Here is an 18,489-nt window from a genome sequence, read left to right on the forward strand (position 1 = left end):
CCGCAAGCCGGATCTGGGATGGGGTGGTGACCGCTCGCCGCTCAATCCTGACCGAACAACACCGGCACGATCGGGCCAGCATGTCGCTGGACCGCATCGGGCCGTTGGCGCCCTCAGGCTTGACGCGTTTTGCCCGTGCCGCTTCGGGCTCGGAAAATGTCGCGTCATGCCCGTCCCGACCGCAACCCCACGCGACGCGCCGGTCTTATGCCGAACGCGCCACCCACGTCAGCACCAGGCAAGGAGAGATTACCAGTGACCGACACGACCGTTGAGATCATCGAGACCGAAGAGACCCCCCGGGCACAGGCCATGGCGATGGCGACCACCCGTCGCGGTGGCGGCGCGCGCAAGGCCGCGACGGCCCGCAAGCCGGCCGTGAAGAAGGCCGCCCCGAAGAAGGCCGCCGCGCCGAAGAAGGCAGCGCCGAAGAAAGCCGCTGCCAAGAAGGCCGCCCCGAAGAAGGCCGCCGCCGCGAAGAAGGCAGCACCGAAGAAAGCCGCTGCCCCGAAGAAGGCCGCCGCCAAGAAGGCGACCGTGAAGAAGGCCGCGCCGAAGAAGGCCGCCGCCAAGAAGGCCGCTGCCCCGAAGAAGGCCGCGCCGAAGAAGGCCGCCGCGAAGAAGGCGACCGTGAAGAAGGCCGCGCCGAAGAAGGCCGCCGCCAAGAAGACGGCAGCCCCGAAGAAGGCCGCACCGAAGAAGGCCGCCGCCAAGAAGACCGCAGCCCCGAAGAAGGCCGCGCCGAAGAAGGCTGCAGCCCCGAAGAAGGCCGTCGCCAAGAAGGCCGCTCCGCGGAAGGCCGCGGCCCCCAAGCCCGTCGCGCCGCCCGCCAAGAAGGCCCCGTCGCCCGCCCGCAGCGAGGCCGCGAAGAAGGCCGCCGCCACGCGCGCCGCGAAGAAGGCCGCCGCCGCCGTCGTCATGCCGGTGGTGGACACCGCCGAACCGACGACCTGATCCTGGGGCGGGCGCCCTTGCGCCCGGCCTGAACCGAAGGGCGTCACCCGCGCAGGCGGGTGGCGCCCTTTCGCTTTGTGGAAGGCATCGCGCCATGCCCGACATCCGCCCCCTGCCTGCAGGCCACAGGGCGCTGCTGGCGCCTCTGCTGGGCGCCTACGCGGCCGATATGGCGCGGCACCTGGCGGGGGAGGCCCCGGCCAGCGGGCCGGCCATCGCCGCCATGCTGGACGCCGACCCACGCACCCAGGTGCTGGTCGCCTGGGACGGCGCGGCGCCGATCGGCTTCGCCATCATCTTCGAATTGACCGAGGCGGTGTTTTGCCGCGCCTGCGGCGCGCTGGACGACCTGTTCGTCACCCCCGACCAGCGCGGCCGCGGCATCGCGCGGGCGCTGATCGCCGCGACCGTCGCCCTTGGCCGCAGCCGCGGCTGGTCGCACCTGCGCTGGATCGTGCCGGAGGCGGATGGCGATGCGATCGCACTCTACGAACGCATCGCCGAACGCGCCGACTGGCGCTCCTACGTCATCCGCCTGGACCCCGGCGCGTCGCTGTAGGTCAGACCCGGCCTGTGCCGCCCCAGGCACCCAGGTGGGTAAAGGCGCCGATCGCGTGGCGCGTCCGGGGTGCGACCTCCTTCGCGGCCTGGGACTCCGACAGGATGGCGGGATCGCCGGCCCAGCCCATGGTAATGGCGGCCACGGCGTCATGCGTGTCGGGCACCTGGAAGGCCGTGCGGGCAGCGGCCGCGTCGAAGCCGGCCATCTGGTGCAACTGCATGCCCTCCGCCGCCGCGGCCAGCGCCATGTTCGCCGTGGCCTGGCCGACATCGTACCAGGCATGGCGATTGGGCTCGCCATTATGGGCGAAGCTCTTGCGCGCGAAGGAGATGATCAGCACCGGCGCGCGGCCGGCCCAGGCCTGGTTGAAGGCACCCAGGCAGCCGAGCATGGCGGCATGTCCATCCCCGCCACGCCGCGTCACCAGGAAGGACCAGGGCTGGTCGTTGAAGCAGGACGCGGCCCAACGCGCGCCCTCAAGCACCCGGGCCAGGGTCGCGTCATCCGGCGCGCGGTCTTCATAGGCACGGGGCGACCAGCGGGACGCAAGCAGCGGCGGAATGGAATGATCGGCGGGGGCGGTGCGGTCGGTCATGCGTGGTCTGGTCTTTCCATGAAGGGTATCAGCCGAAGGTCGAAAGCAGGTCATCCACCTGCGCCGGCGTCAGCGAACGCGCCGGCAGGTCGCGCAGCAGAAGCGCCAGGCGCGCGGATTCCTCAAGCTCCTCCGCCGCATAGACGGCGTCGGTCAAGGTCGCACCGGACACCACCGGGCCGTGGTTCGCCAACAACAAGGCACGCGCGCCAAGCGCCGCCGCATGCACCGCCGGTTCCATCGCGGCATCGCCCGGCCGCCAATACGGCACCACCGGCAGGCTGCGCCCGACGCGCATGACGAAATAGGGTGTCAGCGGCGGAATGGGCGCGGCATCGCCCGGGCTCGCCAGGCAGGCGATGGCGGTCGCATAGGTCGAATGCAGGTGCACGACGGCCCCGGCCGAAGGGCGCGCATTCAGCACCGCGCGATGCAGGAAGACTTCCTTGGTCGGCTTGTCGCCCGACACATGCGACCAGTCCGGCGCCAGTTTCGACAGCCGCGCGGGGTCCAGGCTGCCCAGGCTGCTGTTCGTCGGCGTCATCAGGTAGCCATCATCCAGCCGCACGGAGATATTGCCCGCACTCCCCACCGAATAGCCGCGCGCGAACAGGCTGGCGCCGAAGCGGCACAGATCATCGCGGATCCGCGCCTCGGTCATCACGCGAAGGCCTTGAGGAAGAAGTCGCGCCCGCCGAAATTGCCGCTCTTGAGCGCCAGGTGCAGCCCGGTCGGTTCGGCAAAGGTCCAGGGCACGCCGGGGTCGATGGTGCGGCCGATGCGCAAGGCGCGCACGCCCAGCGCCTGCACCACGGCGCCCGAGGTTTCGCCGCCCGCGACCACCAGCCGGCCGACGCCGGCCGCGACCAGCGCTTGGGCGATGCGCGCCATGGCATCCTCCACCAGCGCGCCGGCGGCGTCGCGCCCAAGGCTCGCCTGCAAGGCCGCGACTTTTTCAGGGGGGGCCGAGGCCGCGATGACGATGGGGCGGCCCTGTTCGAGTTTGCCTGCACTCCAGGCGATGGCCTGTTGCGCCAGCGCTTCGGCATCCGGCGTCGCCAGCGCGTCCAGTTCCAGGGTCGGCACCTGGTCCCGCGCGAAGCCGATCTGCGCCAGCGTGGCGCGCGAACAGGACCCCGCCACGACGGCACAAAAACCGCGCGCCTCGGGCAGGGATGCCGCGTCGCGGCGCGGTGGCAGGTGCTTCGACCCGCGAAAATTCTCCGGCAGGCCCATGGCGATGCCCGACCCGCCGATCAGCAGCGGATGCCGCGCCGCGGCCTCACCCATCGCCATCAGATGCGCATCGGTCACCGCATCGACGATGGCATAGCGCCGGTCGCGTTCGGTCAGCGCGGTGATGTCGCGGCGGATGGCACTGGCACCCTGCTCCACCGTCGCGAAGGGGATCAGCCCCACGCCATGCGGCGTCTGCGCCGCCATGACGCGCACCAGGTTGGCATCGGTCATCGGCGTCAGCGGGTGGTTCTGCATCCCGCTTTCGTTCAGCAGGTGGTCGCCCACGAACAGATGCCCCTGGTAGACGGTCCGCCCATTCGTCGGGAAGGCGGGGCAGACCAAGGCGATGGAAGCGCCAAGCCGCTTCATCAGGGCATCGGCGACGGGGCCGATGTTGCCCTCCGCCGTGCTGTCGAAGGTGCTGCACACCTTCTGCAGGATCTGGGTGGCGCCACCGGCCAGCAGGGCGTCCAGCGCGGCCAGGGATTGCGCCACCGCCTCGCCGACCGGCGCGGTGCGGGATTTCAGCGCGACGACGATCGCATCGGCCTCCGGCAGCGGGCCGTCCGGGACGCCGATGACCTGCACGGCGGTCATGCCGTTCTGCACCAGCATGGCGGCCAGGTCGGTGGCCCCGGTGAAATCATCGGCGATGCAGCCGAGCAACGGCATGGTCGTGTCCTATCGCGCGTGGCGGGGGATGGGGCGGCAGTCGTGCATCGACGTCAAGCGGGCCCCGTCAACCAGGCAGGGCCAGCACGTCGCGATGGCCGACGCGGACGGACAGGCGCCCCTCCATCGCCTGGCGCAGGCGCGCGGCCTCCCACGCGCCGATCGCGGCGCGGTGGCGGTGTTCCTGCTGCATGGCGGCATCGGTGTGCCCGGTCGCAAGATCGGCGGCCATGGCCGATGCCTGGCGCGGAATGCGCCAGTCGGACGGCGCCGTGGCCACCGCAAAACCCCGCGCGGCAAAGGCCGCGGCGATGGCCGCCGGCGCCGCCGGCCCCAGCGCCCGCCCGCTAAACCCCTTGTCGCGCAACTGGTCGCGCCGAAAACCTCGGGCGACCAGGGCATCGGCCCGGTGCGGCGGCGTGAACACGTCGCGCCCGCTGACATTCAGCGCCGCGTAGAAGGGGATACGCCGCACAGCGAGGCCCGCCGCCATCCGCTGCACCCAATCCTCCGACACAAGGTCGCAGAGCGCCGAATTCACCACCGCATCGGCGTTCACCAGCGGCAAGTTGCCCGGCGCGCCATTCAGGTCGGCGATCAGCCCCTCGATCCGCCAGGCGCCGCCGGGGGCATGCACCAGCATGGTGCGCCGGCCCGGCATGGTGACGGTCAGCCCGATCTCGTCGGCCCGGTCGGCGATGGTGTCGAAGGCACGCTCGATCAGCCGGATATCCGCATCGACCAGCGTCCAGGCCTGGGCGCGCCCGATCAGCGGCGCCAGCCAGCGGAACAGGCTGCCGGTGCCGGCGCCGAGGTCCAGGATGCGCGGGCGCGCGGGCAGCGCGTCGGCCAGCCGCACCGCCAGGTCGATGTCGCGGGCCATGGCATCGAAGGGCTCGCGCTGGTCCAGCCAGTCGCCGTCAAACGCCTCGGTCATGCGGGATCATCCAGGATGGCGGCGAAGCGGGCCGCCTGGTCGTGCCACCGTGGCAGCAATTGGCCGGCGGCCCAGGCGGCATCGGCCATCTGGGCGCGGATCGCGCGGTCGTACATCGGCCGGCGCATGCCGCGCGACAGGCTGACGGCATCGCCGGGTGCCGCCACGATCGCGGTGCCGGGGCTGGCGAGGTCGCCGATCGCCCCGCCCGCGGTGATCGCCAGCGGCAGGCCGCGCGCCAGCGCCTCGGCCGCCGCCATGCCATAGCCTTCCCAATGCGTCGCCAGGGCAAACAGGTCCGACCGCGCGTAAAGCGCTTCCAGCGCGTCGCCGGCCATTTCCCCCCCGAACACCACGCGATCGGCGATGCCGAGGTCGCGCGCCAGGCCTCGCAGCGCCTCGGCATGGGCGGGGTCGCGGTTGGCGCCGACGATGGTCAGCGACCAATCGAGGTCGATGAGGCGGCCGAGTGCGTGCAACAGCACGTCATGCCCCTTGCGCGGCAGCAGCGTGCCGACCGACAGGATCACACAGCCCGGCCCGCCGCTGCCGCCGCTGCGGGGGGCGGGGTCGGTGCCCGGTTCGACAACGGCGATGCGGCCGGCGTCCACGGCAAAATCCGGCGCCAGCCGTTCGGCGGTCAGCCGCGACGTCGCGACCAGATGCGCCATGGCGGGGAAAAGGGCGGACTCCCGCGCCAGCAACTCGGCGCGGTCCGCCGCCGACAGCCCGGTTTCCAGCGACGTCGGGTGATGGATCAGCCCGACCGCCCGCCGCGCCCGCAGACTGCCTTCAAGCCCGGCGAAGGCGGGCAGGCACAGCCCATCCACGACGATGCGCGAGGTATGCGGGATCGTCTCCAGCGCCGCGCGCGCCGCGGCCTCGGCCACGGCATCCGGCAGCGGGTGGCGCCCTGGCAATTCGACCACCGTCACCGGCCGCCCCGCCTCGCGCAGCCCCGCGATCAGGCGGCGGTCGTAGCCGTAGCCGCCGCTGATCGTGTCGATGCTCCCGGGCACCAGCAACGCAATGGGGGGCAGCGCGACAGGGGTCATCAGCCGACGGCCGCCTCATAGGCCGCCCAGGCGAGCGGGCTTTCGCGCAGCAGCACCTTCACCGCCTCCACCTTCTTGCCACCATCGCCAAGCCGCCCATCCTTCAGCGCCGCGCATAGCTCGCCATGCACATGCAGGCAGAGGAACTCCGTCGTCGTGTTTTTTCCGGCAAACACCGGCAGCGTGTCGAGGTTGTTGTAGTCGAACCCGTCCAGGATCTTTCGCAATTCCACCCGGGCCGCCGCGATATCGACCAGCAGGTTGGCGGCATCCAGGGCCGGCGCGCGGAATTCCGCCTCCACCACGAAGGTCGCGCCATGCACGCGCTGCGCCGGGCCGAATTCCTCGCCGCGAAAGGAATGGGCGATCATCACGTGGTCGGCGACGGTCAGGCTGAACATGCGCGAATTCCTTCAGGCGTAGGTGACGACGGGGCAGGGGGCACCGGCGGGGCCGCCGTCCAGCCCCAGCAGCCCCGCCATGCGGGCGGGCAGATCGGCAAAGGCGGTCGGCGTACCGATCAACGCATCCAGCCGCGGGTCGTCAAGCAGCGACAGCGCCAGGCCCAGCCGTTCGGCATAGCTGCGCCGGCCGCGCATCACCGGGCTGACCGCGCCGACCTGGGTGCTGATCAGGGACAGGCGGCGCGAATGGAACGCCTCGCCCAGCGGCAGGTTGCAGACGGTGTCGCCGAACCAGGAGGCTTCGAGGATACGCGCCTCAAACGCCGCGGACCGCAGCGCCAGGCGCAACCCCTCGGGGTTGGCGCTGGCATGCACGATCAACTCATGCGCCTGCGTCGCCGCATCCGGCAGGCAGAAGCGCAGGCCGAGCGACGCCGCCAGGGCGGCACGGCCCGGATCGCTGTCGCATAACACCAGGTCGATGCCGGGAAATCGCGACAACAGATAGGCCGCCAGCAGGCCGACGACCCCGGCGCCGATGACCAGCACCCGTTCCCCCGGCACCGGCCGCGCGTCCCAGACGATGTTCAGCGCGGTTTCCATATTGGCCGCCAAGGTCGCGCGGGCATCGGGCACGCCATCGGGCACCAGCGCGCACATGCCGGCCGGTGCCAGGAAACGGTCCTGGTGCGGGTGCAGCACGAAGACGCGCCGGCCAAGCAGTGCTTCCGGCCCATCCTCGACCAGCCCCACGGCCGCGTAGCCGTATTTGACGGGGAAGGGGAAGGCGCCCTGCATCATCGGGCAGGCCATCGCCGCCCATTGCGATTCCGGCACGCGGCCGGTGAAGACCAGCCGTTCAGTCCCGCGCGAAATCGCCGTCGCCAGGCACCGCACCAGCGCCTGGTCGGGCGCGCGCGGGGGCAGGACTTCGTCGCGCAGCACGCCCTGGCCGGGCGCGACGGTCCAGAAGGCCCGCGCCATCATGCCGCCGGCTGCCTTGGGCGGGCGCCGTCCAACTGCATGTCCACCAGGATGTCGCAGCCAAGCGGATAGACCGCCCAGGGGCAGCGCAGCCCGTCGGCGATGCACTGCACCTCCGGCAGGACAAACGACGCCCGGCCCGAACCCAGGATCAGCGGCGCGATCGTGACATGCAGCCGGTCCAGCAGCCCTGCCATGAGGAAACGCGACACGGTCACGCCGCCGCCTTCCACAAAAACCCGCGTCAGCCCGCGCCCGGCCAGCACCGCCAGCAGGGCGGCGAGATCGCAGCCTGTCCTGACGTCGGGCGGCACGCGCAGCACCTCGGCCTGGCCATGGGTATCGGGGCCGGCCGTGGTCGTGACCAGCATGCTCGGCGGACCTTCCTGGAAAACGCGATACGCGGCGCCGAGCCGGCGCGCCGGGTCCAGCACGACCCGCAGCGGATGCGGCCCCGGCACCAGCCGCGTGGTCAGTTGCGGATCATCCGCCGCGATCGTGCCGGCGCCCACCAGCACGACATGGCACAGCGCGCGCAGCCGATGCGTATGCAGGATGTCCTCGGCCCCGCCGATCCATTGCGACGCGCCATTCGCGGTCGCGATCCGCCCATCGAGCGATTGCGCCAGCCGGCCCACCACCATGCAGGCGCGCAGACGGTTGGGCGCGTCGAGGACGGGCGCGAAAAGCCGCGACAGGGGATGGTCCGGCAAGGCGGCCAGGTCATCCTCGCCCCACGCCCTCGCGCTGAGCGCTGCCCAGGCGGCATCTGTCGCTGCGTCTGTCATTCACCGCGTTGTATGGCCCATCGGCCGCGCCGCCGGAAGGGCGCGGCCCTTCAGGCCCCTCCTTCAGACTCGTGACGACAGCGCCACCGGCGATGTCGCGCGCATCGTGGCCCGCGCGCCGGACTGGCCATAGGTCGGTGGCGCCCCGCGCGGCATCGCCGCCCCGGCGATCGTCTCGATCACCCGCGCCTGCAAGGCGATCGCGTGTTCCAGCAGGCGGCGGTTCTCCGCCGACAGATGCGCAAGCCTGTCGGCAAGGGCCGCCGCCGCCGCCTGGGCGGGGGTCGATGCGGCCTGGGGGCCAGCGTGCCTGGCCGAATTCCAGGCCGCGGCGAAGGCATCCGTCGCCGCCATCTTGGCATCTGTCATCGTCGCCGCCTGCGCCAGGTCCATCGCGGCCAGGGCTTCGTTCTCGGCACGCAGCGCTTCGGCCAAGCGTATGCCGCAGCTCAGCAGGGACTGCATCATGGCGGGGTTCCTTCGGTGGTGGGTGTGGTGCCCTGGTTCGCCGCCTGCATGCGCAGCATTTCCGCCTGGACCGACGCGGCAAGCCCGATCCCGCCCGCGGCGGCCATGCGGGTCGCGATCGCATCGACGAGCATCGGGCGCCAGGCGGCCTCGGCCGAGCCGCCGCCGAAACTGGATGTCGCTGCCTCCGCCGTCGCGAAGATCGGTTGCAGCAGGGCGCCGAGCGTCTGCGCCTCGAACGCCTGGGCCGTCCGGGCAACGATCGCCGGGGCGGGGGCTGCGGCACCCGGGCGGATGGTGCTGATGGGGCTGGTCATTACCTCACCTCCAGATCGGCCTGCAGCGCGCCGGCGGCCTTGATGGTTTGCAGGATGGTGATCAGGTCCCGCGGGCCGACGCCCAGGCTGTTCAGCCCGCGCACCAGGTCCTGCAACGTGACCGAGCCGGGCAGGATTCCCATGCGCCGTTCGCGCTGGTCGTCCACTTCGATCTGGGTCTGCGGCGTCACGACCGTCTGCCCGGCGCCCAGGGCATTGGGCTGGCTGACCTGCGGCGTTTCGGTGATGCGGATGGTCAGGTTGCCCTGGGCGATGGCGACCGTGCTGATCCGCACATTGGCGCCCATGACGATGGTGCCGGAGGCTTCCTCGATCACCACCCGCGCCGCCTGGTCGGGCAGCACGCGCAACTGTTCGATATCGCCCAGGAAACTGACCGGATCCCGCCCGCCAAGGGCCAGCGTCACGGTGCGCGGATCGGTCGCGGTCGCGACATGGCCGCCCGACACCCGGTTGATCGCCGCGGCGATGCGCCGCGCGGTCGTCAGGTCCGGGTTGCGCAAGGCCAGGCGCAGCGCCTGCTGGTTCGGCAGAGTGAAGGGCACCTCGCGCTCCACGATGGCGCCCGAGGAGATGCGGGCCGAGGTCGGCACCCCGCGCATGACGCTGGCACCCGCCCCGCGCGCGGCGATGGCGCCCGTGGCGACGGCACCCTGGGCGACGGCATAGACCTCCCCATCCGCCCCCAGCAGCGGGGTGACGAGCAAGGTGCCGCCCGTCAGGTTCGTCGCATCGCCGAGCGAGGAGATCGCGACATCGATCCGGCTGCCCGGCCGGGAGAAGGCGGGCAGATTGGTGGTCACCATGACCGCCGCGACGTTGCGCGTATCCAACTGGCGTTCGAAATCGCGCGTGTTCACGCCCAGCCGTTCCAGCATGCCGACCAGCGACTGGCGGGTGAAGATCGACGAACGCAGCCGGTCGCCCGTGCCCGGCAGGCCGACGACCAGCCCATAGCCGACCAACTGGTTGTCGCGGACCCCTTCGATGTCGGCGATGTCCTTGATCCGCACCTGCGCCGTGGCGGCCGCCCCGAAGGCGAGCAGGAACGCGAGGACAAGTGCTGCGACCTTGATCCTTGCGAAAGGATTGCTGCGCAAAATGCATCTCCGGAACCCCGGTTGATAAGCGGGGGTTCGGACGACCCTTGGCGAGAGGCGTGCCAGCCGGGGGAGGCGAAAACCCGGCAAGCCTTGCCGGGCCGGATCAAGAAACGGCTGGCCCGGCGGCAAGGGCTGCCGAGGCAAGGAGGGTGGTCATGCTGGCAAGCGGTGTAGTCCGGCCAAACGCGCCCCTGGCCGCGGCCGCCCGGCGCGGCATCCGCCACGGGTCGGGCTTCGCCCTGCCGGAGCCGGATGACCGCGTCCGCGACCTGAGCGGGGCGGCCCCCGTCGCCCGCGCGGTCGTGCTGCAACAGGACTACGCGGAGCGTGACACGCCGCGGCGATCGCTTGAGGACCAGGCGGGGTCGGCACTGGATGCGTTCCGCGGGCTGCAGGGGGCCTTGCTGGGCGGCGACCGCACGGCCGCGGCCGCGTTGCACGCCGCGGCGGCCCTCCCACCGGCCGCCGATCCGGCCCTTGAGGTCATTTTGAAAGGGATTCGGACCCGGGCGCGCATAGAACTGGCGCGGGAAGCGGCAGCAAAAGCTGCAAATCCATGAAAATCGCGCTGCATCAACCGTTTGGGGCCTTGGTTCCCGAATCGAACCCCCTTGGCACCGGGCGCGCCGCACGATAAGGCTCCGGCGCCCAAAGGGGTGTTGGTCGCGGGGGCCAACAAATAAATCGGGGATCGACGCGATGCTGATCACGCTGCCGCCGGACTACCGCCCCTCCGCTGATGAAGAATACATGAGCGGCCAGCACCTGGCCTATTTCCGCCAGAAGCTGCTGCGCTGGCGCAGCGACCTGGTCAGGGAAGCGGGGGAAACCCTGTCCTCCATGGGCCAGGGCGGCATTGTCGAAGCCGACCTGACCGACCGCGCCAGCGTCGAAACCGACCGCGCCCTTGAACTCCGCACCCGCGACCGGGCCCGCAAGCTGATCAGCAAGATCGACCAGGCCTTGGACCGGGTCGAGAACGGCACCTACGGCTATTGCGAGGAAACCGGCGAGCCGATTGGCCTGCGCCGGCTGGAAGCCCGCCCCATCGCCACCCTGTCGATCGAGGCGCAGGAACGCCACGAACGCATGGAACGCGTGCACCGCGACGATTGATCGGCTAGACTGTTCGTCTTCCCGGCCCTTTCCGGGCCTGGATCACTTGCAATCCGGCCCCCGACGGCGCAGAAGGCGCCCGTCATAACGACCAAACCAGATTCTGAACCGGGCCGGCGGCAGGTTGCCGCCACGCGCCCGCGCATTTGCATGGAGGCCCCCCGTGGCGCGCATTTCGCTCGACCTGATCCGCAATATCGGCATCACGGCGCACATCGACGCCGGCAAGACGACCACGACCGAGCGGATTCTGTATTACACAGGCAAGTCGCACCGCATCGGCGAAGTCCATGACGGCAACACGACGACCGACTACATGGAGCAGGAGCGCGAGCGGGGGATCACCATCACCTCGGCCGCCGTGACCGCCGTGTGGAAGGACCACCGGATCAACATCATCGACACCCCCGGCCACATCGACTTCAACATCGAAGTCAACCGGTCGCTGCGCGTGCTCGACGGCGCCGTGTTCATCATCGAGGGCGTGGCCGGCGTGCAGCCGCAGTCCGAGACGAACTGGCGCCTGGCCGACCGCTACAACGTTCCCCGCCTGATCTTCATCAACAAGCTCGACCGCACCGGCGCCGATTTCTACAAGGCCGCGGCGACCCTGACGGAAAAGCTCGGCATCAACTGGGTGACCCTGCAACTGCCGATCGGCATCGAGGACACCTTCCTCGGCGTCGTCGACCTGGTCGAGATGAAGGCGATCATCTGGGAAGGCGACGAGCTGGGCGCTGCCTACCACGACGCGCCGATCCCGGACGACCTGAAGGAAAAGGCCGCCGAATACCGCCAGATCCTGCTCGATACGGCCCTTTCGGTCGATAACGAGGCGATGGAAGAGTATTTCGACAAGGGCGACGTCTCGGTCGAGACGCTGAAGCGCTGCATCAAGCGCGGCACGATCGATGGCACCTTCCGCCCCGTGATGTGCGGCACCGCCTTCAAGAACAAGGGCGTGCAGCCGCTGCTGGACGGCGTGCTGGACTACCTGCCGAGCCCGATCGACGTCCCCGGCATCAAGGTCGCCGGTGAGGAAGGCGTCGAGGAATCGGTCAACGACGACCGCCGCGTGATCCCGGCCAATGTCGATGCGCCCTTCTCCGGCCTCGCCTTCAAGATCATCAACGACAAGTACGGCAACCTGACCTTCGTGCGGGTCTACTCGGGCGTGCTGAAGGTCGGCGACACCGTCCTGAACACGACCAAGGAGCACAAGGAGCGCATCGGCCGCATGTTCCAGATGCATGCCGACAAGCGTGAGGAAATCAAGGAAGTGACGGCCGGCGACATCGCCGCCTTCGTGGGCCTGAAGGACACTGGCACGGGCGACACCCTGGCCGATGCCTCCGACCCGGTGGTGCTGGAGCGCATGGCCTTCCCGGTCCCGGTCATCGACATCTCGGTGGAGCCGAAGACCAAGGACGCCGTCGAGAAGATGTCCCTCGGCCTGGGCAAGCTGGCCGGCGAGGATCCCAGCCTGCGCGTCAAGACCGACCAGGAGACCGGCCAGGTCATCCTGTCCGGCATGGGCGAGTTGCACCTGGAGATCATCGTCGACCGTCTGCGCCGCGAATACGGCGTCGACTGCAACATCGGCGCCCCGCAGGTCGCCTATCGTGAGACGATCACCAAGGCGCATACCGAAACCTATACCCACAAGAAGCAGTCGGGCGGTTCGGGCCAGTACGCCGAGGTGAAGGTCATCTTCGAGCCGAAGGAGCGAAACACGGGCATCGAGTTCTCGAACTCGGTGGTCGGCGGTTCGGTGCCGAAGGAATACATCCCGGCGGTGGAAAAGGGCATCAAGGTCCAGGCCGAGACCGGTGTCATGGCCGGCTTCCCGACCGTGGACTTCAAGTACAGCCTGGTGGACGGCAAGTACCACGACGTCGACTCGAGCGCCCTGGCGTTCGAAATCGCCGCCAAGGCCTGCTTCCGCGAAGGCATGAAGAAGGCCGGCCCGGTGATCCTGGAGCCGATCATGGACGTGGAAGTGACCACGCCGCAGGATCACGTCGGTGACGTGGTCGGTGACCTCAACCGTCGCCGCGGCGTGATCCAGTCGCAGGACATGGCCGGCACGTCGGTCATCGTCCGGGCGCATGTGCCGCTGAAGGAGATGTTCGGCTACATCTCCAACCTGCGGGGCATGACCAAGGGGCGCGCGTCCTTCTCGATGCAGTTCCATCACTACGATCCCGTGCCGCGCAACATCGCCGACGAGATCATGGCGAAGTCGGCCTAAGGTCGATTATGGGGCCCGGCGCCGAGGCGCCGGGCGGCCCGGCACCGATGCGCATCCTGCTTTGGTACTGGGGGCGTCGTGGCGGGGGGGCACAGCATGCGCTGTGCCTGGCCCGTGCCTTGGCCAAGCGGCCCGATGTGGCGCTGGCGCTCTCGGTCTCGGCCCAGGGTGAATTGGCGGAAGGCTTTGCCTCCGTGGGCGTGCCCTGCGAACAGGTTTCGACCTTTCGCGGCCCCGCCGGTTTTATCGCTTCGACATTTCGGCTTCCCGCCATCATCGGCGCCTTTCGGCGCCAGGTGCGGGATTTTCGCGCGGATGTGGTCATCTCGGTGATGAGCCACGTCTGGACGCCCATCGTCGCGCCATCGATCGCCGGAACCGGCGCGGTCTTCGTGCCGATCATCCATGACGCCCTGCCGCATCCGGGTGACCCGGCTCTGTTGTGGCACTGGCGGCTGCGGCGGGAATTGCGCGCGGCCGGCGCCGCCGTGGTGCTGTCCGATGCCGTGGGCCGGGTGGTCGCGGCCGAGGTGCCCGACCTGCCGCTGATCCGCGGGTTTCTTGGCGCCCATGTCACCCAGCCCGCCGCACCGGCCGAACGCACCGCCGATGTCGTCTTCTTCGGCCGGATGCGCGCCTACAAGGGCCTGGACCTGCTGCGCGACGCCTGGCCCCTGGTCCTGCGGCGCCACCCCGATGCCCGCCTGCGCCTGGTCGGCGAAGGCGATCCCGACTCCCTCGCCCCCGGGCTCACCACCCTGCCGGGCGTGACCGCCGACGCCCGCTGGGTGCCGGAGGCTGAGATGCCCGGCCTGATCGCCTCCGCCGGCATCGTCGTCCTGCCGTATCGTGAGGCCAGCCAATCCGGCGTCCTGCCGCTGGCCATCGCCGCCGGCGTGCCGGTCGTGGCCACCCGCGTCGGCGGCCTGTCCGAACAGATGATCGACGGCGAGGGCGGCATCCTGGCCGATGTCGACGCCGCCTCCCTCGCCGATGCGATCTCCCGCCTGATGGACCCGGACGCGCGCAAAGACATCATCGCGGCCGGACAGGCGGCTGCCGCCCGGCTGGCGGATTGGGATGCCCAGGCGGCCGACCTCGTCGCCGGACTGCGCGCCATCGGGATCGGGCGCGGATGAACCCGCTTCATCGGCTCTGGCAAATGCTGCCACGCGGGCCGCGCCGGGCGCTGCTGTTCCGTGGCATGGCCCTGGTCGCCCCGCGTCCGACCCGCCCCGAGCCGCCCCCCGGCGGCCCCGTCACAGTGGTGGGCTACCTGACCGCCTCTACCGGGCTCGGTTCGGGCGCCCGGCGCATGCTTGGCGCCATGCGCGCCGCCGGCATCGATGCCCATGGCGCCGACATCACCCACCCGCACAAGCAAGGCGCCTGGCACCCGCCGGCCGAGCTCGCCGACGGGCCGGGCACACTGGTCCTGCATGTGAACGGACCCATGCTGCCCTGGGCGCTGCACGTCCTTGGCCGGCGCGCCGTGCGTGGCAAGCGGATCATCGGCTACTGGGCCTGGGAACTGCCGCGCCTGCCGGCGGATTGGGAACCGGGGCGGCGCTTCGTCCATGAAATATGGACTCCGTCGGAATTCTGCGCGGCGGCGATGCGTGCGCCCGGCGGGCCGCCTGTCACCATCGTCCCGCACCCCGTCCCGATGCCGGCGCCATCGCCGATCGACCGGGCCGGCTTCGGCCTGCCGGCCGATGCCTTCGTCACCCTGTGCATGTTCGACGCAGGCTCCTCCGTCGCGCGAAAAAATCCGCTGGGGGCGATCGAGGCGCATGCCCGGGCCTTTGGCGACCGCCCCGACCGCGTGCTGGTCCTGAAGACGCATGGCACCGCCCATGCCGGCGAAGCCTGGCAGGGCGTCGCACGCGCGGCCGCCGCGCGACCCAATGTCATCGTGCTGGACCGGGACATGGGCGGCGCCGACCTCTCGGCGCTGATGGCCGCCGCGGATGCCATGATCTCGCTGCACCGGGCCGAGGGGTTTGGCTTCGCCGTGGCGGAAGCCATGGCGCTGGGCCTGCCCGTGGTCGCGACCGGCTGGTCGGGCAACATGGATTTCATGACCGGACCCGGCGTCTACCCGGTGCCCTTCGCCCTGGTTCCCGCGCGTGACCCCCAGGCGACCTATGACTTCCCGGATATGGAATGGGCCGATCCGGACCTCGACGCCGCCGCCGCTTCGCTGCGGCAGATCGCCGGTGATCCCGCCCGGTGCCGGGTCGAACCCGTGCCGTTTCCACCGCCCGACTACGCGGCCTTGCTGGCGCGGCCGACCGCCTGAACCGGTTGTATCCGCTGATCCGGTACGCGCGCATCACGCCCGTGCGGCCGAGCCTTTCACGGCGCCGTTCGTTTTTGCGCCACATGTCGCAGGTCCTGACGATCACTTTGGATGCACGGTAGCAACTGTCGAAATTTTGGAAAATCGACATCACAATCCTGTGCGACTGGGCCTCGGCCGGCGGGGATTTTCCGCTTGCGTCAGCCGTTACACGGCTCCTAGGCTCCGCGCGGATGGCGAAAAGAACGAACGCCCCGTCGCAGCCCCGATACTTGGCTGACGCTAAAATACGGGCCGCTTGACGCCAGCCAGGTCGGTATCGCCCGTAAAGCGATCCGCCCTGCCGGTCGTCTTGGGGAAAAGGGGGGCGTCTGATGGCTACATCCGTCAGCTATCCGGGTGTCTATATTGAAGAATTGCCGAGCGGCGTGCGCGCCATCGCCGGTGTTGCCACATCGGTCACCGCCTTTGTCGGCTATACCGCGCGCGGCGCGGTCAATCGCCCGGTGCCGATCTTCAGTTTCGCCGATTTCGAACGCGGCTTCGGCGGGCTCACGGCCGATGCGCCGCTGTCCTATGCGGTGCAGCAATTCTTCCTGAACGGCGGGGCGCGCGGCATCATCGTGCGGGTGGCGCAGGGTGCGCAGGCCGCCTCGGTCGGCCTCGCCAATGGGCTGGCCGGCGGCGACCCGGTGGTGCTGACCGCGACCGCCGCATCCGATGGGGCCTGGGGCAATGGGCTCCGGCTGGATGTGAACTACGACAGCAGCAGCCCGGGCAGCCTGTTCAACCTGACGGTGACCGAGATGGTCGACAATGGCGTGGGGCCGCAACCCGCCCGTGTCGAACAATTCCGCAACCTCAGCATGAACAGCCGGGCACCGAATTACGCGCCGAGCGTGGTCAACGCCGGCTCCAACCTCGTCATCCTCGCACGGCCGCCGACGGCGCTCACAGTGGTGGCCAATCTCGATGCGACCGCGATCAGCGGCACCTTGGCGGTGGCGAACATCGATCAACTGAACGCTGACCGGCGGCGGATCTCGGTCAGCATCGATGGCGACGGCCCCTTCGAATTCGACGTGCTGGACGCTGGTGAGACGAGCTTGGCCGGTCCCGACCTGGCAACCCGGCTGGCGACCCTGGCGCAACGGATCGAGACCCGGGTGCGCGCGCTGCGCCCCGGCCTGCCGGGATTCGCGAACTTCACCTGCACGGTGTCGACCAACCGGCTGCTCGGGACCGCCGGCACGCCGCCGGGACAGGGGGAGGGATCGTCGGTGCGGCTCGGCAATGCCAGCCAGCGCAACGCGGCGGTCGCGCTACGCTTCGGCCCGGCCAATGGCGGGCGGGAGGTCGAGGGCGCTGCCCGCATCCGGCCGGTCCAGACCGGCACGCTGGGTACGACGATCCAGGATGTGAACAGCATGGCGGCCGTGGCCTCCGTCCGGGTCACGGTGCAGGCGCCGGGCCAGGCGGATGTGGGGCCGGTGGACCTGCCACTTTGGGGGACCGGCGCGCGGCCGGCCAGCGTGCAGGCGCTGGTGGATGTGGTGCAGGCGGCCCTTGGCGCCTCCAGCGTCACCGCGCTGCGCGGCGCCGGCGTACGGCTTTCGGATGGGCGGCTGCTGATCACGGCGGGCGGGGGCAATCCGGGCGCGCGCCTGGTCTTCGCCGATGCGGGGGCGGATGTCACCGCGACCTCCATGGGCCTGACCGGGGCCTCGGTCAGCCCCAATGTCGCGGCCTATGCGCTGGGGATCGGCGCGACCGTCCAGGCGCAGCGCGCGGCGGTGCCGGGGGCCGATGGCGATCCGCCCAATCCCACGGGGCTGATCGGCAGCAGGGCCGACCGGCGGGGACTTTTCGCGCTGGAGGATGCCGACCTGTTCAACCTGCTGGTCCTGCCCGACCAGTCGGATGATGGCTTGCTGGCGCAGGCGCTGGCCTATGCCACCGAACGCCGCGCCTTCTTCATCATGGACATGCCCGCCGCCGTGGACACGCTGGCCGAGGCGCGTGCCTGGCTCGCCGCCCATGGCTCGCTGCGCAGCCCCAATGCCGCCGCCTATTTCCCGCGCATCCGGGCGGCCGATCCGCTGGACAACAATCGCCAACGCTCCTTCGCCAATTCCGGCGCGATCGCCGGGCTCTATGCGCGCACCGATGCCGCGCGCGGCGTCTGGAAGGCGCCGGCGGGGACCGAGGCCGTGCTGCGCGGGGTGCAGGCGCTGGACCTGCAACTGACCGATGGCGAGAACGGCGTGCTGAACCCACTCGGCCTCAATTGCCTGCGCAACTTCCCTGCCTTCGGCCCGATCGCCTGGGGCGCGCGCACCTTGAACGGCAGCGACCAGGCGGCGTCGGAATGGAAATACGTCCCGATCCGCAGGCTGGCGCTGTTCCTGGAGGAATCGCTCTATCGCGGCACGCAATGGGTGGTGTTCGAACCGAACGACGAACCGCTCTGGGCGCAGATCCGGCTGAACATCGGCGCCTTCATGAACACACTGTTCCGCCAGGGCGCTTTCCAGGGGCGATCCCCGCGTGAGGCGTATTTCGTGCGCTGCGACAGCAGCACAACGACGCAGGCCGACATCGACCTTGGCATCGTCAACATCATCGTCGGCTTCGCACCGCTGAAGCCGGCCGAATTCGTCATCGTGAAACTGCAGCAGATGGCCGGCCAGGGTCAGGTCTGACAAACCAGGGGAGGGGTCC

At 70.1% G+C, this 18,489-nt stretch carries 19 protein-coding genes; 8 read left to right on the top strand and 11 right to left on the bottom strand.

Annotated features, from left to right (window positions below; all coding sequences use genetic code 11):
• The first annotated feature begins 255 nt into the window (after window positions 1-255).
• Both ACQW02_RS04960 and ACQW02_RS04965 read left to right on the top strand, forming a co-directional pair.
• Window positions 256-954 (top strand): hypothetical protein, encoded by a 699-nt coding sequence (locus ACQW02_RS04960; RefSeq protein ID WP_431284163.1) that lies wholly within the window; start codon window positions 256-258, stop codon window positions 952-954.
• Window positions 955-1,048: 94 nt separating this feature from the next.
• Window positions 1,049-1,513 carry a GNAT family N-acetyltransferase gene (locus tag ACQW02_RS04965; protein ID WP_431284164.1) on the top strand — a complete coding sequence of 155 codons (465 nt, stop codon included), beginning with the start codon at window positions 1,049-1,051 and terminating at the stop codon, window positions 1,511-1,513.
• 1 nt (window position 1,514) lies between these two features.
• On the opposite strand, the gene ACQW02_RS04970 is transcribed toward ACQW02_RS04965, so the two are convergent.
• From ACQW02_RS04970 to ACQW02_RS05020, 11 genes are all read right to left on the bottom strand, one after another.
• The gene (locus ACQW02_RS04970; RefSeq protein ID WP_431284165.1) at window positions 1,515-2,111 is read right to left on the bottom strand and encodes a nitroreductase family protein; all 597 of its coding nucleotides are present in this window, start codon (window positions 2,109-2,111) and stop codon (window positions 1,515-1,517) included.
• A 28-nt stretch (window positions 2,112-2,139) separates the two neighbouring features.
• Window positions 2,140-2,772, bottom strand: coding sequence for an aldolase (locus ACQW02_RS04975; protein WP_431284166.1), 633 nt, complete (start codon window positions 2,770-2,772; stop codon window positions 2,140-2,142).
• Window positions 2,772-4,022, bottom strand: coding sequence for a 3-oxo-tetronate kinase (gene otnK / locus ACQW02_RS04980; RefSeq protein ID WP_431284167.1), 1,251 nt, complete (start codon window positions 4,020-4,022; stop codon window positions 2,772-2,774). The genes ACQW02_RS04975 and otnK overlap by 1 nt, the downstream gene beginning before the upstream one ends.
• A 67-nt stretch (window positions 4,023-4,089) precedes the next feature.
• Window positions 4,090-4,959: a class I SAM-dependent methyltransferase gene (locus ACQW02_RS04985; RefSeq protein WP_431284168.1), complete on the bottom strand. Its 870-nt coding sequence runs from the start codon at window positions 4,957-4,959 to the stop codon at window positions 4,090-4,092.
• Window positions 4,956-6,014: a glycosyltransferase family 4 protein gene (locus ACQW02_RS04990; RefSeq protein WP_431284169.1), complete on the bottom strand. Its 1,059-nt coding sequence runs from the start codon at window positions 6,012-6,014 to the stop codon at window positions 4,956-4,958. The genes ACQW02_RS04985 and ACQW02_RS04990 overlap by 4 nt, the downstream gene beginning before the upstream one ends.
• Window positions 6,014-6,415 (bottom strand): 6-pyruvoyl trahydropterin synthase family protein, encoded by a 402-nt coding sequence (locus tag ACQW02_RS04995; RefSeq protein WP_431284170.1) that lies wholly within the window; start codon window positions 6,413-6,415, stop codon window positions 6,014-6,016. Before ACQW02_RS04995 ends, ACQW02_RS04990 begins: the two co-directional genes overlap by 1 nt.
• Window positions 6,416-6,427: 12 nt before the next feature.
• A complete protein-coding gene (locus ACQW02_RS05000; protein ID WP_431284171.1) occupies window positions 6,428-7,405 on the bottom strand; it encodes a zinc-dependent alcohol dehydrogenase in 978 nt (325 codons plus the stop codon).
• Entirely contained in the window at window positions 7,402-8,115 is a 714-nt protein-coding gene (locus ACQW02_RS05005; protein WP_431284172.1) for a RibD family protein, read from the bottom strand. Before ACQW02_RS05005 ends, ACQW02_RS05000 begins: the two co-directional genes overlap by 4 nt.
• A gap of 138 nt (window positions 8,116-8,253) precedes the next feature.
• Window positions 8,254-8,658 carry a hypothetical protein gene (locus ACQW02_RS05010; protein WP_431284173.1) on the bottom strand — a complete coding sequence of 135 codons (405 nt, stop codon included), beginning with the start codon at window positions 8,656-8,658 and terminating at the stop codon, window positions 8,254-8,256.
• The gene (locus ACQW02_RS05015) at window positions 8,655-8,975 is read right to left on the bottom strand and encodes a rod-binding protein (protein ID WP_431284174.1); all 321 of its coding nucleotides are present in this window, start codon (window positions 8,973-8,975) and stop codon (window positions 8,655-8,657) included. Before ACQW02_RS05015 ends, ACQW02_RS05010 begins: the two co-directional genes overlap by 4 nt.
• On the bottom strand, window positions 8,975-10,096 hold the full coding sequence (locus tag ACQW02_RS05020; protein ID WP_431284175.1) for a flagellar basal body P-ring protein FlgI: 1,122 nt from the start codon (window positions 10,094-10,096) through the stop codon (window positions 8,975-8,977). Before ACQW02_RS05020 ends, ACQW02_RS05015 begins: the two co-directional genes overlap by 1 nt.
• A 158-nt stretch (window positions 10,097-10,254) precedes the next feature.
• On the opposite strand from ACQW02_RS05020, the gene ACQW02_RS05025 reads away from it, so the two are divergent.
• The 6 genes from ACQW02_RS05025 (at window position 10,255) to ACQW02_RS05050 (ending at window position 18,470) form a co-directional block, all read left to right on the top strand.
• Entirely contained in the window at window positions 10,255-10,659 is a 405-nt protein-coding gene (locus ACQW02_RS05025; protein ID WP_431284176.1) for a flagellar assembly protein FliX, read from the top strand.
• Window positions 10,660-10,801: 142 nt separating this feature from the next.
• Window positions 10,802-11,215, top strand: a complete 414-nt coding sequence (gene dksA, locus ACQW02_RS05030; RefSeq protein WP_431285862.1) for an RNA polymerase-binding protein DksA — start codon at window positions 10,802-10,804, stop codon at window positions 11,213-11,215.
• A gap of 163 nt (window positions 11,216-11,378) precedes the next feature.
• A complete protein-coding gene (gene fusA, locus ACQW02_RS05035) occupies window positions 11,379-13,466 on the top strand; it encodes an elongation factor G (protein ID WP_431284177.1) in 2,088 nt (695 codons plus the stop codon).
• Between the two features lie 47 nt (window positions 13,467-13,513).
• Window positions 13,514-14,605, top strand: a complete 1,092-nt coding sequence (locus ACQW02_RS05040) for a glycosyltransferase family 4 protein (protein WP_431284178.1) — start codon at window positions 13,514-13,516, stop codon at window positions 14,603-14,605.
• Window positions 14,602-15,768, top strand: a complete 1,167-nt coding sequence (locus ACQW02_RS05045; protein ID WP_431284179.1) for a glycosyltransferase family 4 protein — start codon at window positions 14,602-14,604, stop codon at window positions 15,766-15,768. Before ACQW02_RS05040 ends, ACQW02_RS05045 begins: the two co-directional genes overlap by 4 nt.
• Window positions 15,769-16,142: 374 nt before the next feature.
• Window positions 16,143-18,470, top strand: coding sequence for a phage tail sheath family protein (locus ACQW02_RS05050; RefSeq protein WP_431284180.1), 2,328 nt, complete (start codon window positions 16,143-16,145; stop codon window positions 18,468-18,470).
• Window positions 18,471-18,489: the final 19 nt, after the last annotated feature.

Origin of the sequence: Humitalea sp. 24SJ18S-53 (assembly GCF_050632385.1) — a bacterium.
Classification (GTDB): Bacteria; Pseudomonadota; Alphaproteobacteria; order Acetobacterales; family Acetobacteraceae; genus Humitalea.

Bases quoted from the DNA above. Each gene is read 5' to 3' on its own strand.
- ACQW02_RS05050 (WP_431284180.1), top strand. From the start codon at position 16,143: ATGGCTACATCCGTCAGCTATCCGGGTGTCTATATTGAAGAATTGCCG.
- ACQW02_RS05010 (WP_431284173.1), bottom strand. From the start codon at position 8,658: ATGATGCAGTCCCTGCTGAGCTGCGGCATACGCTTGGCCGAAGCGCTG.
- otnK (WP_431284167.1), bottom strand. From the start codon at position 4,022: ATGCCGTTGCTCGGCTGCATCGCCGATGATTTCACCGGGGCCACCGAC.
- ACQW02_RS05045 (WP_431284179.1), top strand. From the start codon at position 14,602: ATGAACCCGCTTCATCGGCTCTGGCAAATGCTGCCACGCGGGCCGCGC.
- ACQW02_RS04965 (WP_431284164.1), top strand. From the start codon at position 1,049: ATGCCCGACATCCGCCCCCTGCCTGCAGGCCACAGGGCGCTGCTGGCG.
- ACQW02_RS04975 (WP_431284166.1), bottom strand. From the start codon at position 2,772: ATGACCGAGGCGCGGATCCGCGATGATCTGTGCCGCTTCGGCGCCAGC.
- ACQW02_RS05000 (WP_431284171.1), bottom strand. From the start codon at position 7,405: ATGATGGCGCGGGCCTTCTGGACCGTCGCGCCCGGCCAGGGCGTGCTG.
- ACQW02_RS04985 (WP_431284168.1), bottom strand. From the start codon at position 4,959: ATGACCGAGGCGTTTGACGGCGACTGGCTGGACCAGCGCGAGCCCTTC.
- ACQW02_RS05025 (WP_431284176.1), top strand. From the start codon at position 10,255: ATGCTGGCAAGCGGTGTAGTCCGGCCAAACGCGCCCCTGGCCGCGGCC.
- ACQW02_RS05015 (WP_431284174.1), bottom strand. From the start codon at position 8,975: ATGACCAGCCCCATCAGCACCATCCGCCCGGGTGCCGCAGCCCCCGCC.
- ACQW02_RS04990 (WP_431284169.1), bottom strand. From the start codon at position 6,014: ATGACCCCTGTCGCGCTGCCCCCCATTGCGTTGCTGGTGCCCGGGAGC.
- ACQW02_RS05040 (WP_431284178.1), top strand. From the start codon at position 13,514: ATGCGCATCCTGCTTTGGTACTGGGGGCGTCGTGGCGGGGGGGCACAG.
- ACQW02_RS04970 (WP_431284165.1), bottom strand. From the start codon at position 2,111: ATGACCGACCGCACCGCCCCCGCCGATCATTCCATTCCGCCGCTGCTT.
- ACQW02_RS04995 (WP_431284170.1), bottom strand. From the start codon at position 6,415: ATGTTCAGCCTGACCGTCGCCGACCACGTGATGATCGCCCATTCCTTT.